A 15,911-nucleotide genomic window follows, 5' to 3' on the forward strand; every position below is an offset into this window, starting at 1 on the left:
GGAAATTTGTAAGTTCGTAGATTCGCGGGCCGGGGGCGCTGAGTGGGCTTGAATGCCGAGTGGATTTGAATCCCACCTGCAAACGTCGTCCCTTTACGAACCTGTAAATTTATAAATTTACGAATTCCCCAAAAATCCTCCCTCCACGGACGGGCTTGCTTTTGCGGGGCGGATGCGGTATCCGGCTGGCATGAAATTCCTCCCCGCCGCCCTGGCCGCGCTTCTGGCGCTGGCTGCCCCCGCTTTTTCCCAGACCGCGCCTGACGCCGACAAAACGGCCCCGGCCAAGGCCCAGCCCGCCGACAGCGAACCCGCCGACAGCCTCGTCAACGATGGCGAGATGCGCCCCTATCTGGGAGGCTGGCTCGGCGAGTACGGCGGTATCTGCGCCTACACCAACGAAGGCCCCAAGCCGGCGGAAGTCTCCGTTCAGGTAAACATCCGGCAGACGATGGAACCTTCTCACATCAGAATTGACACCCCCGCAGACGGAAGCGCTCCCATCATTACCATTTTCATCAACAACTCCCCCACCGCCACCGACGAGCGCATGAAAGTCACGGCGGAAACGCTGGAAATGGCCCCCAAGTACGCCGACCCGGTCTCCTTCGAGGCCAAGCGCATCACCGGCGGCTTTGGCGGCACCGAATCGCTCATCGACGGCGAAATCAAGATCTACCGCATCTCCCTCAACGCCGCCCCCAAGCCCGTCGAAACCTACCGCTTCCGCATCGGCGAGGAGTGAACGGGGAAACGGGCGAACCACGTCTTTCGGCTTTTTATTTTCTGGCCACAGAGCACACAGAGAAGGCACTGAGTGCACAGAGAGGTCGCTCTTTGATTTCTCCCTCTGCGTCTTTGCGCCTCTGCGGTTAAAAAAACAAAAAGTATCCGGGCCGCAGAAACGGAGCGTGCCCGGCACTCGGGCCTATCGGCGACATTCTCCAGCCGTCGCTTTAATCGGCCTTGGGCTTGATGGCCACGTAAGCGCCGAAGCAGGAGTTCTTGTGTAAAACATCGACCTGGGCGAAGCCGACTCGCCGCAGCAGCTCGATTTGAAACGTCATGCCCCGGGGCGAATCCTCGGCCTCGATGTAGTCGAACACCTTTTGCCGGTACTCCTCGCCCCCAAGTGAGCGCAGGTAGTCGCCGTAACGCGCCCACATGGCGGCGTGAACCTGCGGGTCGTCGTGGAAAAATATGTCGCTGACAAAGAGCGCCCCACCCGGGGCCAGCAGATCATAGATCTTTTGAAAGGCCCGGAGCCAGTCCTCGTCGTCGCGCAGGTGGTGGAGCACGGCGGCGGCCACGATCAGGTCGTAATGCCCGGCGGGCAGATCCAGTTCGCGCAGGTCCCCGCAAAAGGTCCGCACCTCCCCCGATTCCTCGGCCCGGACCCGCTCGGCGGCCCGCTCCAGCATGCGGTCGCTCAGGTCGAGCAGGTCGCAGTCCAGCCCCGGCCGGGACCGCAAAATTTTAATCGTGTTGTTGCCTGCCCCGCAGCCGATGTCCAGCAGCGTCCGCGCGCCGGGGACGATCTTCGGCGCGAGGTCCGAAATCAGGTCGAGCATGAGCGGGGCGTCAATCACCGCCTGCTGGCCGGTTTCGAGGTTGGAGAAGCGCTCCACGTCGTTGTCGAAGCGTTCCTTGATCTGCGCGTTGGTAGATTTTTTGTCGAGTGGTGTGCTCATGGGTAAATGGCTAAATGGTTAAAATGGCTAATTGCTATTTTTTACGTCCCCTCGGCCCCACAATAGGTATTCAGAGATCCAAAGAATAAAGCCTCTGCGCGCTCAGTGCCTCCTCTGTGTGCTCTGTGGCCAGAAATATTAAAACCAAAGCGGCAAGCTCAGCCCCACCCCCGCTAGACCGAGGCGGCGCGGCGCTTGCGGGCCTGCGCGTAGAGAACCACCCCGAGCCCGAAGGCGAAGGTCAGCACCGAGTAAAACGTCCCCCGGCTCAGCCCGAGGATCAGGCTGATCCCCTCGTCCGGCTCGCGGAACAGCTCGCTGATGACCCGGCCCACCGCGTACACCATGAAAAATTCGCCCAGCAGGGAGCCGGGGGCGCGCTTTTTCGGGTCGGTCAGCCAGAAACGCGCCTGAAGGTAAACCAGCAGGACCAGCCCCTCGAAAAACGCCTCATAGAGCTGCGAAGGATGCCGGGGGGGGATCAGCACCAGCGGTGTGCCCTCGGGCATGCTTTTGGGAAAAATAAAGGCCCAGGGCACTTCGGCGATTTTGCCCCACAACTCGCCGTTGATAAAATTCGCCACCCGCCCGAAAAGGATGCCCGCCGGGGCCAGGGTGACGGTGATGTCCGCGATTTTCCAAAAACTCTGCCCCACTTTTCTGGAAAACAGCAGCACCCCCAGGTAAATCCCGACAAAGCCGCCGTGACTGGCCATGCCCCCCTCCCAGACTTTGAAGAACGAGAGCGGGTTGCTGAAAAACGCCCCCGGCGTGTAGAGCAGCATGTACCCGAGCCGCCCGCCCACCAGCGTGCCGATGATGATGTAGGTCATCAGGCTCATCTGCTGCTCGGGATTCAGGGGCGAGCGACCGCGCTTGAAGTACAGGCGCAGCAGCAACGCCCCCACGACGAAGCCCATCACATAAGCCAACCCGTACCAGCGCACGCCCGGCAGGGGCATCCACTCGGGGAAATGGATCAGGATCGGGTCAAAATCGCAGACCGGATATTGCAGCTCGGCGGCGTCCATAAAGCCAAGCACCATGACGCCCGCCCGCGCCCGCGTCCAACTCTTTTAGCCGGAAGATTCGAAGGGCTGGATTTACCGCTTCAGCCGGGCGCCGGTGTAGAGCTCTCTGAACGTGTCCGGCTTGGAGATATTTTCCCGCAACGCCTGCTGAAGCGCATCGGAATTGGCAAATTCGCCCTTTAACATCAGCAGGGACAGATTCAGATGATCGCCGTTCCGGTCGAGCTTACCCAGGAGATAGACTTTTTCGTTCTTCTTGAACGTACCATCGTTGAGCCCTTGCAGTTGCAGGTAGCGCACACCGTCAAACTCGACCGGCCACGCACGGTAACACTGCGTTTTCTCGGCATAACCGGTCGTGGCCACCACGTACTCGGTGGCTGAGAGCTGCGAGACCACGGCCGTGATGGAGTTGGCCGGGTCATCGGGCTGGACCAGCGTCCAGGTGCCAAGGAGAGCGGGATCGACGGGAACATTGGCCTCTTCTGCCAACGGCACTTCATAGACGCAACCTCCCAGCAGGAGGGCTACTCCCAGCCCAAGCGCGGCCAGGAGGGAAACGAAACGCGTTTTCATCGGTTTTTCAGGGTTGGATAAAGAGAATCGTACGGATCGGCGCCGTTCAGGGCCAGCCGTCCTTAAAGGCATACGCAAGGAGCCAACAGCCGGTCAGGAAAAGCGCGACACAGCCAAGCAGGACCAGAACCAAAAGCACAAGGACAAGATATGCCCCCGCCGGGCGAGAGTCAAGCAGGCGTCACGCCTCATGCTGGCGGTTCCCGGTCGAAGCCCCACTGTCGGAGGCCTCCTGAGGGGCGGAGTGGCCGTTCTCGGCCTCCTCGTCCTCGTGGCGCTGGCGGGCAAGCTCGCGCATGTCCACGGCCATGTCGTCCTTTTCAAAGATTTCCTGCCCGAGAATGTGCTCGATGATGTCCTCCATCGTGATGACCCCGGCGGTCGAGCCGAACTCGTCCACCACCACCGCGAGCTGCTGATGACTGGAGAGGAACTTCTCCAGTGCGTGCGCGCCACTGGCGTTTTCCTGCACAAAGATCGTGGAGTGCATGATCTCGGACAGCCGCTTGCCGTCCTCGTCGTTGGCCTTGGCCTTGAGCAGGTCGCGGCGGCGCACGAGGCCAACGATGTTGTCGATGTTGCCCTCGTACACCGGCATGCGGGCAAACGGAACGTTCGGGTGCTCGGCGAAGACCTCGCCCACGGTCTCGTCCTTATCGAAGGCGAGCACGACCGTGCGCGGAGTCATCTCGTCGATGACGCGGATCTCGTCCAGCTTGAGGGCGTTGGAAATAATCAGGCTCTCGTCCTCGGTCAGCGAGCCCTCCTTGGCGCTTTTTTCGGCTAGCAGGCGGATTTCCTCGTCGCCGATTTCCTCCACATTCTTGCGCCCTGCAATGAGCAGGATGAACCAACTGCACAGGCCCGAAATCGGCCGCATCGCCACGCGAACCGCGTGCAGCGGCATGACCATGTGCGGCTGCATCGCCGGGCGGTAAAGCACGCCGAGGTTTTTCGGCAAAATCTCCGAAAGCAGCAGGATGCTCACGGTCATGCCCAGGGGGATGACGTACTTGGCCGTCGGGCTCGCGCTGCCCCAGATGCTGGCCGCGAGCACGCCGCAGATGGTCGCCCCGAGGGTGTTGGCCACAGTATTGAGCGAGAGGATCGCCGAGGAGGTTTCCTCGATGTTCTGCTTGAAGGTCTCAAGCATCTCGCCCTTGCGCCGGTTGCGGGCCTTGAGCGTCTCGATCTCGGCCGCGGTGGTACTGAGAATCATAGCCTCCAGCAGCGAGCAGAAGGCGGAAACGCCCAGCGTGAAGATGACTGCCAACCAGAACGCAGTCATCGCGAGAAAACCGCTCCGGGGCGGCTACCAGGAAAAGGATCGTCGTCGTCCATGATGTGCGAAGCGGCAATCGGGGCGCGCCGTTGCGCTGGCCACCCGGCTGGGTCGCCTTCCGTGCTGGAACCGTGATTGCATCTTCATCGAGAGGTGGCGGGCGGGAAAAATATTTTTCTCAGCCTTTTGCCGTTACAAGTGATAGTAAGATAAGAGTCCCGGTCGCGGGCAAGCAAACATTTAACCGTTTACAGTTTTACAAATCCTTAGTAGCTAAAAGCCTTGACCGTTCTTGGAAGCCGGTCGTACCATCCACACTATTGATACCCTCTGCCATGTTCAAAAAAGTCAACCTGCTTGTTCCTGCCCTTCTAATTTCAGTCTTCGCCACCGGCTGCTCAACTTTTGAGAAAGGCTCTCCCGAGGCCGTCGAGGTGCAGAGCTTCCCCCCCGGAGCTAACGTGTACGTAAACGGTGACCTCGTCGGTCAGACCCCGTACACCGTCGAGCTGGGGCGCAAATCCACCGCCACCGTCGAGGTCGAGAAAGACGGCTATCGCACCAAGACCGTCAGTGTCGCCCCGATCGAAAACGAAAACTCGCGGGATGTGGTGCAGTTCGGCCTGCTCCACGAAGTCGGCTACTACCAGAGCCTCTCCCCCAACCCCATTTCCGTCCAGCTCGTCCCGAACGAGATCCCGACCTCCCGCAGCGCCGACCAGTACGGCGAAATGCTTGAACTGATCAGCGTGGTTGACCAGCAGCGCGAAAGCGGTCAGATCGACCCCGTCGAGCACAAGTACAAGGTCGAAAAGATCATTGAATTCTATACAGAGTAAGTTGTTGCTTGTTGTTATACCCCCGCGAAACCCGGCCCTTGTGGCCGGGTTTCGCATTTCTGGGGGTCAGGATATTTTTAACCTTTCCAGCCGGGCAACGGTGCGCCACGCTCACCTCCATGAGTGACATTCCCAGCGAGCTGAAGTACACCGAAGACCACGAATGGATTCTCGTCCAGGAGGACGGAACGGCCCTGATTGGCATCACCGATCATGCCCAGGAAAGTCTGGGGGACATCACCTTCGTTGACCTGCCCCAGGCCGGGGACAGCTTCGCCCAGGGCGAGACCTTCGGCGCGGTCGAATCGGTCAAGGCCGCCTCGGACCTGTACATGCCCGTTTCCGGCGAAATCATCGAGTCCAACCCGGACCTCGACGCCGCTCCCGAGTCCGTCAACAACGACCCCTATGGCGCCGCCTGGATGATCAAGGTCAAGGTCAGCGATCCCTCCGAGCTGGACAAGCTCCTCAACGCCGCCGCCTACGAAGCGATCCTGTAGGCAGCATTTTTCCGGCAAGCTCATTGCAGGAGTATTGGACAGTCGCCTTCCACGGAACGGGAAGGGGGGACAAGCGCATCTCTGCGCGCCGGGGCGTCTCCATGCTTACGTGCGGTCACTCATTGCGGGTATCCCTGCGAATACCGTACCGTCGCCCGAAATCACATATTGGTAAAATTTCTGGAAAGTGGGACGGCTTCCGTCCAGCTCTCTTCCAATTCGAGTGTTACGATCCGACGAATCGAACGTGAAGAGGTGCCGACCTGTATCTCGTAACTTCCAGCGTCGGCACGCCACTGTTTGCCGTCTGCATCAAAATAGGCGAGATCCCTTGGAGACAGCATAAGGACCACGGTTTTCATTTCACCGGGCTTGAGCGCAACTTTTCTAAAGCCCTTCAGTTGGCGAACGGGTTTGTCAACCCGCGGCTTTGGGTCGTGCACATAGAGTTGCACCACCTCTTCTCCGGCACGGTTGCCGGTGTTGGCCACCTGAATGTGGACTTCAACTGTGCCATCGGCTTTCAAGCTCGCCTGGGAAAGGGCGATCTCACCGATATCAAAGGTGGTATAGGATAAGCCGTGTCCGAAAGGAAAGAGCGGCTCGATCCCCGCTTTATCAAAGTGACGGTAGCCAACATAGATACCCTCTTCGTACTTGGCCACACTTTCATTTTTCGAGTAATCGCCCGTCCCTGGAAAATTGCCATAATCCGGGTAATCGCTACGCTTGAGCGCCAGTGTGACGGGGAGCTTACCGGAGGGATTGACCTCACCGAAGAGGATGCGTGCGATGGCCGCTCCGCCGTTTTCGCCCGGAAGCCAGGCTTCGAGCACGGCCGGGACAGCATCAACCCATTCAGACATGTCGACTGGCCCGCCATTGTTCAGGACCACCACGGTGTTCTGATTAGCTGCGGCAATTGCGCGGATCTGTTCAGTCTGTCCCATCGGAAGGTTCATCGTACTGCGATCAATCGCCTCGCCCTCGGTTTTCAGCGTGGATGCACATACGATGGCGATATCAGCCTCTCGCGCACCAGTTACCGCCTCGGTTGCGCCCGCTGGAGCCGGCGGCATCCACTCGAGTCTGGCGAGCATCTTGTTCCGCTTGTAAAGGTATTCGAGCTCAAGCTTATAGACTTCTCCAGACTGTAGCGGGATGTCTACAAACATCAAGCGCTCACGGGAAGCCCAATTACGCTGGCGCTCGAGCACGGTTTTGCCATCGATTTTCAACTGGAAACCGTCATCGGCCATAAAGCCGAAATAGTAAACCCCAGAAACAGGCACCGAAAGATCCGTCGTCCATCGGACGCTATACCTCTTGAGGGGGATGCCCATCTTTTGGGCAGTAATGCCTTCGAAGTCGATTTCAGGTTCAACACGGGTCAGAACAGGCTCCCCCTGATAATTCATATTCTCGAAATACTCCGCCCTGAAGCCGGAGTCGTCCGTTCCCGGCACTCTCACATAGTTGCCGGCCAATAATGTCGGTTGACGGAAAGGGTAGTAGTGGACTTTAATGGAATTACCCGCTTCCTGCTCAATACCATCGAGTATCTGAACGGTTTTAAACGGCTCTACCCTGGGGCTGCCCTCGGCGCCAATCATCAGGTCCTTGGCTGGCTGGCCGATTACGGCGATGGAACGGACTTTCTTTCGCCCAATGGGCAATACCCCCCTCTCGTTCTTGAGCAAGACGATGCTTTTTTCTGCGACTTCCTGGGCCAGTTGACTGTGTTCAGGTGCGTTTATGCGGGAGTTATCCGGCTCATGCACATGGTCGAGCAAGCCAACACGAATAATCGTCCTGAGCATGCTCTTGGCCGAGGCGTCTATGGCCTCTTGCGTGACAATCCCATTCCGTAAAGCGGTTTTGATCTCAGCGGGCGTGGCGTATTTGCCATCCGGCATTTCCAGATTGTTCCCAGCCTGCACCGAAGCGACATCATGAACCGCATGCCAATCGGAGATAACGACGCCATCAAAGCCCCAACCTTTCCGAAGGACATCCGTAAGCAGATAAGAATTTTCCGAAGCCTGAACACCGTTAACCTTGTTGTAGGAACTCATGACGGTCCAGGCACCCGCTTCCTGCACGGAGGCCCGGAAAGCTGGTAAATAGATTTCACGCAGAGCCCGCTCACTGACCTGGACATCCACAAAACTACGATCTGTTTCCTCGTTGTTCGCCGCAAAGTGCTTGGCGCAGGCTGCCACGCCGTTTGACTGCAAGCCCCGGATGTAGGGCACAGCCATGAGTGCAGTCAGGTAAGGGTCTTCGCTGAAATATTCCCCGTTGCGTCCGCCCAACGGTGAGCGGTGGATATTAATGGCTGGCCCGAGCAGAATTTGTGAACCGGGTCCCTTGTTCAGTGTTTCGACGGCCAAGGTCTCCCCAATACGGCGCAACAGCTCGGCATCCCAGCTTGAGGCCATGGTAACACCAGAGGGAAAAGCTGTAGCTGGTCCACGCGTCTCTTTCGCTCCACCCCGGACACCTTGCCCGGCATCCACCATCGTCATCGAAGGCACTCCGAGACGTGGAATCGGTGTCGAACCGAAACTACTACCCGCCATCAGTGATAGTTTTTCATCCTCCGTCAGTCTGTCGAACAAATCATCCACACGATCATTGAGGGGGGCGTCAGGGTCCTTATAAACTGGGGTTTTTCCGGATACAAGACCCAAACTCGCCACAAATGCCATAGCAGCGATTACTACGCAGGGCTTGACGTGTTTATTTAAGGACGAGGGTATAGTCGTAATCATCGTAAATTGATTGAAAATTGACTCAATAGTGACGCTGATCTACTCCCAAACAGCATAGCGCGGGACGATCAGAGTTCTGGCGATTCCGGTCCCCTCCCATTCAATCTTGGCGCTCTCCAGCATGATGAGCGGTTCTCACAAAGGATCCCCACAGGGGCTGAAAGTTAAGCAACGGCAAGGGCGGCACTGGGGCAGATTCTCGCATGACGATATAGAAACAGCTTCTTGAGGATAACAAGGAAGGCATTACAGGTCCAGTCACGGAATAACGTGACTGCTGCGGACCCATGCAAAGGCAATAGCAGGGCTATGTTTTAAAACTTCGAAAACGAGTAGCCACAGTGAACTTTTCAGACTAGAGCATTTTCGCTTTAATCTGTCGCCTGAGGCTGAGCTGCTTTTGAGTTCCGGCAAGGCGCTTTCATGGGAGGTTGGGCTATCAGCCCTGCCCCCATGAAAGGAACGCCGCCAAGGCTCAAAATCTGCCAGTCCTTCGGATGGGGCCTGTCTTGAAGCCCGCAGCCGCCTGGCGAGGCTTCAAGACATTTCCCCACCTCAGACGACAGATTAAAACGAAAGTTCTCTAGGTACGTCAGAAGCGTTGCTAAGTCCTGCGAAGAGAATACCGTACTTGAGCCTCTTGCTAGCGGAAAAGCAGGATCGGCACGCGACAGCGGCGCAACAGGTCGCTGGTCGTGCTGCCGATGAGCAACTGCCGGATGCGGCTGTGCCCGTAGGCCCCCATGACCAGCAGGTCCGCGTCAACGTCCACCACGTAGTCCTCGATCGAATCCTCGACATTGCCGGTCAACACCTGGGCGTGGACATCGAAGCCGGCGGCCCGCAGCTTCGGCTCAGCCTTGGCCAGATGGCCCGAAGCCTCACCCTTACCGTGACCTTCACCCACGCTGATCAGGTGCAGTTCGAGCCCCTTGAGGAGCTTACTCTGAGCCATCCATTCGAGGGCCTTGAGGCAACTTTCCCCGCCGTCATAGGCGAAGACCACCCGTTTGACCTCGCGGTACTCGCGGTTGGTTACGAGGCAGGGCATTTTGCTGGCGCGAACCACGCGTTCCATGTTGTGCCCGAGGTGTTCCATCGCAGCCTCGGCGTTCTCACCGCGCTTGCCCAGGATAACCAGACCGGCCTCCTGCTCCTCGTAGTCCTGAATCGCATCGACCAGGATGCCGACCTCATGGTGGAACTCGACCGGACAGTTCACTCCCGCATCGGCGAAAATCTTCAGGCCGTACTCCTTGATCATTCCGGCCTTCTGCTTCTCGATCTCGTCAAGCTGCCCCATCACCGCGGTATAGGGCGAGGCCCCAAGGCTGGCCCCAAGGTCCATCAGGAACGGAGCCTCATACTGGTGAAGGTTCGAGACGTAGAGCATATCCACCCTCGCTCCGGTCCGTCCGGCTACCCAGGCAGCATAACGGCAAGCCGTTCCGGAATAAGCGGATCCATCCGTACACAACAGCAATCGCTTCATAGGGGTAAGATAAGTTAATAACGCGCAGGAGACAAGTGCTTTGCAACGATATGCCGCCCCATTTCCACGCCTGAAACCACCTTCGACATGGCCTCAACGCCGGGTCAAAGGGCCTTCGTGGGCAGCCCCGATCTGTAATCAACATTCAAGAAAACCGGCACGCCGCAGCCCCATCCGGGACCGGGCCGAGGTCAGTCCTCCTGCCGGGGCAGGTGCCCCTTGCGGAAAGAGTCTTCCTCCTTTTGCAAATGGCGGCGCAGCAGGCCCATTGCGGCGAACACCTTGAGGGCGCCGAGAAAGAGTCCCAGCGCCATCAGGGGCCCGAGCAGGTTATTGAATTCGAAAGGCTGAGCGATTGTCGCGAGGAGTGAGAGCATGGAGGCTAAGCTTGAACAACCGTTCCGCTGGGCACAACTCCCTTTTTCATCACGATAAGCACGCCGTCACGCACGTAAACCGAACCCTCTTGCCAGTTGTCGGGCTTGCCCGCCGGGTCGAGCACGACGTTGTCGCCGATGCGGGCGTTTTTGTCGATGATGGCGTTGCGAATGCGGCAGTTGCGCCCGATCCCGAGCGGCAACTGGTGCCGGGCGGCCTCCTCGGGGGATTCCATCCAGTCCGCCCCCATCATGACGACGTTTTCCAGGTCGCAGTTCTCACGCACCACTCCTCGGACGCCAAGCACCACACGGCGCATACGGCCGGTATCGACCAGACCGCCACCAGCGGAAAGCACGTGGTCCAGGTGGCAGTTATTAAACTTGGACGCAGGCAGGTAGCGGGCGCGGGTATAGACGGGGCGCTCCGGATCAAAGAAATTGAAGGGCGGCACATTGTCAGTCAGCGCCAGGTTGGCGTCGAAGAACGAGCGCACGGTCCCGATGTCCTCCCAGTACCCGTCGAACAGGTAGCTGACCAGCTTCTTCTTGCCCAGCAGGCTGGGGATGATCTCCTTGCCGAAGTCGGTCTGGTCGGTTTGCAGGGCCTCGTACATGACCTTCTTGCTAAAGACGTAGATCCCCATCGAGGCCAGGCACACATCCCCCTTACCCTTGGACTCACTCAGGGATTCGCGCAGGCGCTCGCTGATCAGCAGGCCATCGATCACGGCGGGATCGGTCGGCTTTTCCACAAATTCCTGGATCGTGTAGTCATCCGAAACCTTCATCACGCCCAGGCCGGTAACTTCGCTCTTGAGCACGGGCTTGGCGGCGATGGTGATGTCGGCCTTGGTCTCCAGGTGGTGCTCGACGATCTTGCGGAAGTCCATCCGGTAAAGCTGGTCGCCGGAGAGGATGAGGAAAAGGTCTTCGTCGTTGGCCCCGTAGTGGTGGAGGTTCTGGCGCACGGCGTCCGCCGTGCCCTGATACCAGTTTTCGCCGTTCTCGGTCTGTTCGGCCGAAAGAATGTCCACGAAACCGCCGCCAAAGGGGTCGAACTGGTAGGAGGACTGGATGTGGTTGTGCAGCGAGGCGGTGTTGAACTGCGTGAGGATGTGAATCTGGTTGTAGCCCGAGTTCAGGCAATTGCTGATCGGGATGTCCACCAGCCGGTATTTGCCCGCCAGAGGCACAGCCGGTTTGCAACGTTCCTGGGTGAGGGGGTACAGACGCGTGCCGCGTCCGCCACCCATGATTACACAAATGACTTTTCTCTTCATGGCAGGGCAGTAGATAGGGGTTGGCTTGATGGATACGAACGGAGCCGGGATCGTCAACTTCCGCTGGTAAAATGGCTTGCAGTCAAATTGCTTGAAAAAAACGGCGATTTCCAGATTCTTTTGAGGACCAGCCGAATTAATTAGTGAATCGTCCGCCACCGCGGAACCAAACGGACGAGCCGGCTCTCTCTAAAACCTTTTTAGCTATCATATGTGCGGAATCGTAGGTTACGTCGGCAAGCATGCCGCCAGCTCCATTTTGGTCGAAGGACTCAAGCACCTCGAATACCGGGGCTATGACTCCTCGGGCCTCGCGCTGTCCGAGGGCAACGACATCGAAGTCATCAAAAAGACCGGCCGGGTGGCCGTGCTGGCTGGGCTGGCGCAGAAGCGCGCCTCCAAGGCCCGGATGGGCATCAGCCATACCCGCTGGGCCACCCACGGCGGTGTGACCGACGAGAACGCCCACCCCCACCTGAGCTGGGACGGCAAGATCGCCCTCGTCCACAACGGCGTGATCGAAAACTACCAGGCGCTGCGGACCTTTCTGGAGGGCGAAGGCGCCACCTTCCGCTCCGAGACCGACTCCGAGGCGCTGGCCAACCTCATCGCCTACCACTACGCCCGCCGCGACAAAAACGACGCTGCCCACAACCCGCTGGTAAGCGCCGTGCGCCAGAGCCTGCTCCACGTCGAGGGCACCTACGGCATCGCCGTCATCTGCTCCGAGCTGCCGGACGAGATCGTCGGCGCGCGCAAGGGCTCCCCCCTGTGCATCGGCGTCGGCCAAGGCGAGAACCTCATCGCCAGCGACGTGGCCGCCTTCGTCGGGCGCACGCAGAACGTCGTTTACCTCGACGACGGGCAGATTGTCCACCTCACCCGCGACGACTTTACCATCACCACCATCGGCGAGGAGACCGTCAGCCCGGTCATCAACCAGATCGACTGGAAGATCGAGGAAGCCGAGCTGGGCAGCTTTACCCACTTCATGGAGAAGGAAATCTTCGAGCAGCCCCAGGCGCTCGAAAACGCCATGCGCGGCCGCTTCTCCGACGACGAGTCCACCGCCAAGTTCGGCGGGCTCAACCTCGACGCCCGCGAGTGGCGGCAGATCGACCGCATCGTCTTCTGCGGCTGCGGCACCGCCTGGCACGCCTGCCTCGTGGCCGAGTACCTGATCGAGCGCTACGCCCGCATCCCGGTCGAAGTCGAGTACGCCAGCGAATTCCGCTACCGCAACGCCCCGCTGGACAAAAACGCCCTCTTTTTCGTAGTCAGCCAGAGCGGCGAGACCATTGACACCCTCGAAGCGCTTCGCGAGGCCCAGCGCAAGGGCTTCCGCGTGCTCGGGATCACCAACGGCGTCGGCGCGACCATCGCCCGCGAATCCGACGGCGGCGTTTACCAGCACTCCGGCCCTGAGATCGGCGTCGCCTCGACCAAGGCCTTTACCGCCCAGCTCCTCATCTCGGGCATGCTCAGTCTCTACCTCGGGCGCATGCGCGACCTGTCCTTCGGCGACGGGCGCGAGATGGTCCAGGCTTTCAAGTCCGTCCCCGGCCTCGTCAGCCAGATCCTTGACCAGGCCGACAAGATCAAGGCCATCGCCGAGCGTTACGCCGACCATCAGGACTTCCTCTTCCTCGGACGGCAGAGCATGTTCCCCATCGCGCTGGAGGGGGCGCTCAAGCTCAAGGAGATTTCCTACATCCACGCCGAAGGCTACCCGGCAGCCGAAATGAAACACGGCCCCATCGCCCTCATCAGCGAACAATGCCCGAGCGTCGTCCTCTCGCCACACGGAGACACCCTGCAAAAAGTCCTCTCCAACATCGCGGAAACCCGCGCCCGCAAGGGCCGCGTCATCGCCATCACCAGCGCGGGCAAGGACTTCCCCGAGACGGCGGCGGACGACATCATCCGCATCCCCTCGGCCCACAGTTGCGTCATGCCCATCCTGGCCACCATCCCGCTCCAGCTCCTGGCCTACCACATCGCCTGCAAACGCGGCTGCGACGTGGACAAGCCGCGCAACCTGGCCAAAAGCGTGACGGTGGAGTAAATTTCCTATAACAAAAAGAGATTGGGGAATCCTTATCTCTTTTACGGCAATGCTCAAGACCCAGCGACTGTCGGTCAACTACGTCGGGAACAAGCGTACGTGTCGCCAAACACTTATCATTGAGCTACATAGTCAAGGACTCAATGACCGTCAAATAGCCGATCACCTGAACGGATTGAATATTACCTCACCTACAGGGAAAAGGTACTATCCTGAGCTTGTATTCGCTGTTCGTAAAAAGCTAAAGGCACGCCAGCAGAGACTTGAGGAATCAAAGCTATCCATTGGGAAAATGGACATTTGTAAATTAATTGTAAAAAATAAAGAAATGCGATAAATTTTCAAAAAAACCCAAAATCCGGAATCGAGGCCTATAAATACTAGTAAAAGGGCCCAACAATGACTTCGGATAGTATACGCAATGCAACCAGATTATTCCTAAACAGTAGGATAGAAGACTATTCAAATTGCATAGCTCTCACCTTAACGATGAAACAGCATTCAGGGGGCTTTAAATTAGACGAAGTGCGTGCCAGCAAGAACTTTAGGCACTTCATGAATATACTAAATAAGAAGACATTTGGCAAGGCTTTTCAACGTTTCGGGAAACGAATATCAGTCGTACCAGTGATGGAAAACTCAGAAAACGAACGTCTGCACTTTCATGCCTTACTTCAATGCCCTGATAAATACTCTTCGACTGCGGGCCAGGCCATTTTTGCGCTAAAAGCACAGTCTTTATGGAAAAAGACACACTTTGGATATGACCAAACGTCCAGTCGGTTGGCGGCCGACGAAGGCTGGACAGGTTACATAACCAAACTCAAAGGACAAGCCGATCAGATAGACTGGGAAAATTTCCACTGGAATTGACGGGTATAAACCCCTTTTCCATTTCCGAGTAGCATATCAAGGAGGGCGGATGCCAACATCTAGGGAATAAAAAGGTGCGGAGGGCGAGAGGGTGCTTAAGCATGGCGGTTTGCGAGAACCAACATGTCAACAAGAAGCTACCGTCGCCTCCGCGTGGAGGATCGTCCCATTATTTATCGCATGCGTAAAGCCGGAAAGAGTCAGCGCGAGATCGCCCATTTTCTGGGGTTTTCTCAATCGAGCATCAGCAAGGAGCTGAGTCGTAATCGGGGGCTGCGCGGGTATCGTCCTGGACAAGCGCATGCCAAGGCGCTTGGGCGTCAGCAGTGCAAGCGTCGTCGTCACCGCGTGATCGAGGGAGAGTTGGAGGCCCTCGTGCGGGAGCGGATTGAGTGCAAGCACAGCCCCGAGCAGATCAGCGGAGCTCTGCGGCGGCAGGGGCGTCCGGCGCCTTCGCGTACGAGCATCTACACGTTTATCCAGGCTGACCGTGATCGCGGGGGCACGCTTTACCGGCACCTGCGCATCAACGGCAAACGCCGCTACCGGCACAAGAACAAAGCCAGCCGCCACAAGCTCCCGGCCCGCGTGGACATTGAGCTGCGGCCTGCGATCGTGCAGCGGCGCGAGCGTTACGGCGACTGGGAGGCGGACCTCATCGCCGGTTGCCGGGGTGGAGGCTACCTGCTGAGTCTTTACGAGCGCAAGAGCCGCTATGGGCGGCTGGCGCTGCTGCAAAGCAAAGATGCCAACGAGACCGCTGAGGCCATTATCGGCGTCCTGCAAGGCTACCGCGTGCACACCATCACCTATGACAACGGGCTGGAGTTCGCCGGACACCGGCGCGTCAGTGAGGCCCTCGGCGCAGCCGGATTCTTTTGCAAGCCCTACCACTCATGGGAAAAAGGCGGCGTCGAGAACTTCAACGGACTCGTCCGACAATACTTCCCCAAGGGCACAAACTTCCTCGATGTGGGCGAGCCTAGGCTCGCCCACATCGAAGCCCAACTCAACCAACGCCCACGCAAAACCCTACACTTCCTTTCTCCCAACAACCTCAAACTACACTTCGCCGCTTGACCACCTCAACCCAGCACAAAAATGATTCCTTAGAAGTTGGAATCCGCG

At 58.4% G+C, this 15,911-nt stretch carries 14 protein-coding genes; 6 read left to right on the top strand and 8 right to left on the bottom strand.

Annotated features, from left to right (window positions below):
* Window positions 1-190: 190 nt before the first annotated feature.
* Entirely contained in the window at window positions 191-745 is a 555-nt protein-coding gene (locus H5P28_RS17720) for a hypothetical protein (RefSeq protein ID WP_185677025.1), read from the top strand.
* Window positions 746-956: 211 nt separating this feature from the next.
* On the opposite strand, the gene H5P28_RS17725 is transcribed toward H5P28_RS17720, so the two are convergent.
* From H5P28_RS17725 to H5P28_RS17740, 4 genes are all read right to left on the bottom strand, one after another.
* Complete coding sequence (locus tag H5P28_RS17725) at window positions 957-1,691, bottom strand: class I SAM-dependent methyltransferase (RefSeq protein WP_185677026.1); 735 nt, start codon at window positions 1,689-1,691, stop codon at window positions 957-959.
* 173 nt (window positions 1,692-1,864) lie between these two features.
* Window positions 1,865-2,722, bottom strand: a complete 858-nt coding sequence (gene lgt / locus H5P28_RS17730) for a prolipoprotein diacylglyceryl transferase (RefSeq protein WP_185677027.1) — start codon at window positions 2,720-2,722, stop codon at window positions 1,865-1,867.
* 72 nt (window positions 2,723-2,794) lie between these two features.
* Entirely contained in the window at window positions 2,795-3,298 is a 504-nt protein-coding gene (locus H5P28_RS17735; protein ID WP_185677028.1) for a hypothetical protein, read from the bottom strand.
* A gap of 181 nt (window positions 3,299-3,479) precedes the next feature.
* Complete coding sequence (locus H5P28_RS17740) at window positions 3,480-4,586, bottom strand: CNNM domain-containing protein (protein ID WP_185677029.1); 1,107 nt, start codon at window positions 4,584-4,586, stop codon at window positions 3,480-3,482.
* 329 nt (window positions 4,587-4,915) lie between these two features.
* On the opposite strand from H5P28_RS17740, the gene H5P28_RS17745 reads away from it, so the two are divergent.
* Both H5P28_RS17745 and gcvH read left to right on the top strand, forming a co-directional pair.
* A complete protein-coding gene (locus H5P28_RS17745) occupies window positions 4,916-5,419 on the top strand; it encodes a PEGA domain-containing protein (RefSeq protein WP_185677030.1) in 504 nt (167 codons plus the stop codon).
* 119 nt (window positions 5,420-5,538) lie between these two features.
* Entirely contained in the window at window positions 5,539-5,919 is a 381-nt protein-coding gene (gene gcvH, locus H5P28_RS17750; RefSeq protein ID WP_185677031.1) for a glycine cleavage system protein GcvH, read from the top strand.
* A 161-nt stretch (window positions 5,920-6,080) separates the two neighbouring features.
* Here the strand turns inward: gcvH and H5P28_RS17755 are convergent, their stop codons facing one another.
* From H5P28_RS17755 to H5P28_RS17770, 4 genes are all read right to left on the bottom strand, one after another.
* Window positions 6,081-8,693: a glycoside hydrolase family 3 C-terminal domain-containing protein gene (locus tag H5P28_RS17755; protein WP_185677032.1), complete on the bottom strand. Its 2,613-nt coding sequence runs from the start codon at window positions 8,691-8,693 to the stop codon at window positions 6,081-6,083.
* Window positions 8,694-9,336: 643 nt separating this feature from the next.
* Entirely contained in the window at window positions 9,337-10,185 is an 849-nt protein-coding gene (locus H5P28_RS17760; protein WP_185677033.1) for a universal stress protein, read from the bottom strand.
* A gap of 191 nt (window positions 10,186-10,376) precedes the next feature.
* Window positions 10,377-10,562 (bottom strand): hypothetical protein, encoded by a 186-nt coding sequence (locus H5P28_RS17765; RefSeq protein WP_185677034.1) that lies wholly within the window; start codon window positions 10,560-10,562, stop codon window positions 10,377-10,379.
* A 5-nt stretch (window positions 10,563-10,567) separates the two neighbouring features.
* On the bottom strand, window positions 10,568-11,845 hold the full coding sequence (locus tag H5P28_RS17770) for a glucose-1-phosphate adenylyltransferase (protein ID WP_185677035.1): 1,278 nt from the start codon (window positions 11,843-11,845) through the stop codon (window positions 10,568-10,570).
* A gap of 211 nt (window positions 11,846-12,056) precedes the next feature.
* On the opposite strand from H5P28_RS17770, the gene glmS reads away from it, so the two are divergent.
* The 3 genes from glmS to H5P28_RS17785 all read left to right on the top strand — a co-directional run bounded on the left by glmS (window position 12,057) and on the right by H5P28_RS17785 (window position 15,863).
* Entirely contained in the window at window positions 12,057-13,910 is a 1,854-nt protein-coding gene (gene glmS / locus H5P28_RS17775) for a glutamine--fructose-6-phosphate transaminase (isomerizing) (protein WP_185677036.1), read from the top strand.
* A 399-nt stretch (window positions 13,911-14,309) separates the two neighbouring features.
* Window positions 14,310-14,783, top strand: coding sequence for a rolling circle replication-associated protein (locus H5P28_RS17780; RefSeq protein WP_425504485.1), 474 nt, complete (start codon window positions 14,310-14,312; stop codon window positions 14,781-14,783).
* Window positions 14,784-14,906: 123 nt separating this feature from the next.
* Entirely contained in the window at window positions 14,907-15,863 is a 957-nt protein-coding gene (locus tag H5P28_RS17785) for an IS30 family transposase (RefSeq protein ID WP_281398168.1), read from the top strand.
* The last annotated feature ends 48 nt before the right edge of the window (window positions 15,864-15,911 follow it).

It is taken from the genome of Ruficoccus amylovorans, from assembly GCF_014230085.1.
GTDB lineage: Bacteria > Verrucomicrobiota > Verrucomicrobiia > Opitutales > Cerasicoccaceae > Ruficoccus > Ruficoccus amylovorans.

Bases quoted from the DNA above. Each gene is read 5' to 3' on its own strand.
- lgt (WP_185677027.1), bottom strand. From the start codon at position 2,722: ATGGACGCCGCCGAGCTGCAATATCCGGTCTGCGATTTTGACCCGATC.
- H5P28_RS17740 (WP_185677029.1), bottom strand. From the start codon at position 4,586: ATGACTGCGTTCTGGTTGGCAGTCATCTTCACGCTGGGCGTTTCCGCC.
- H5P28_RS17745 (WP_185677030.1), top strand. From the start codon at position 4,916: ATGTTCAAAAAAGTCAACCTGCTTGTTCCTGCCCTTCTAATTTCAGTC.
- H5P28_RS17755 (WP_185677032.1), bottom strand. From the start codon at position 8,693: ATGATTACGACTATACCCTCGTCCTTAAATAAACACGTCAAGCCCTGC.
- glmS (WP_185677036.1), top strand. From the start codon at position 12,057: ATGTGCGGAATCGTAGGTTACGTCGGCAAGCATGCCGCCAGCTCCATT.
- H5P28_RS17785 (WP_281398168.1), top strand. From the start codon at position 14,907: ATGTCAACAAGAAGCTACCGTCGCCTCCGCGTGGAGGATCGTCCCATT.
- H5P28_RS17725 (WP_185677026.1), bottom strand. From the start codon at position 1,691: ATGAGCACACCACTCGACAAAAAATCTACCAACGCGCAGATCAAGGAA.
- H5P28_RS17780 (WP_425504485.1), top strand. From the start codon at position 14,310: ATGACTTCGGATAGTATACGCAATGCAACCAGATTATTCCTAAACAGT.
- H5P28_RS17760 (WP_185677033.1), bottom strand. From the start codon at position 10,185: ATGAAGCGATTGCTGTTGTGTACGGATGGATCCGCTTATTCCGGAACG.
- H5P28_RS17735 (WP_185677028.1), bottom strand. From the start codon at position 3,298: ATGAAAACGCGTTTCGTTTCCCTCCTGGCCGCGCTTGGGCTGGGAGTA.
- H5P28_RS17720 (WP_185677025.1), top strand. From the start codon at position 191: ATGAAATTCCTCCCCGCCGCCCTGGCCGCGCTTCTGGCGCTGGCTGCC.
- H5P28_RS17770 (WP_185677035.1), bottom strand. From the start codon at position 11,845: ATGAAGAGAAAAGTCATTTGTGTAATCATGGGTGGCGGACGCGGCACG.
- gcvH (WP_185677031.1), top strand. From the start codon at position 5,539: ATGAGTGACATTCCCAGCGAGCTGAAGTACACCGAAGACCACGAATGG.
- H5P28_RS17765 (WP_185677034.1), bottom strand. From the start codon at position 10,562: ATGCTCTCACTCCTCGCGACAATCGCTCAGCCTTTCGAATTCAATAAC.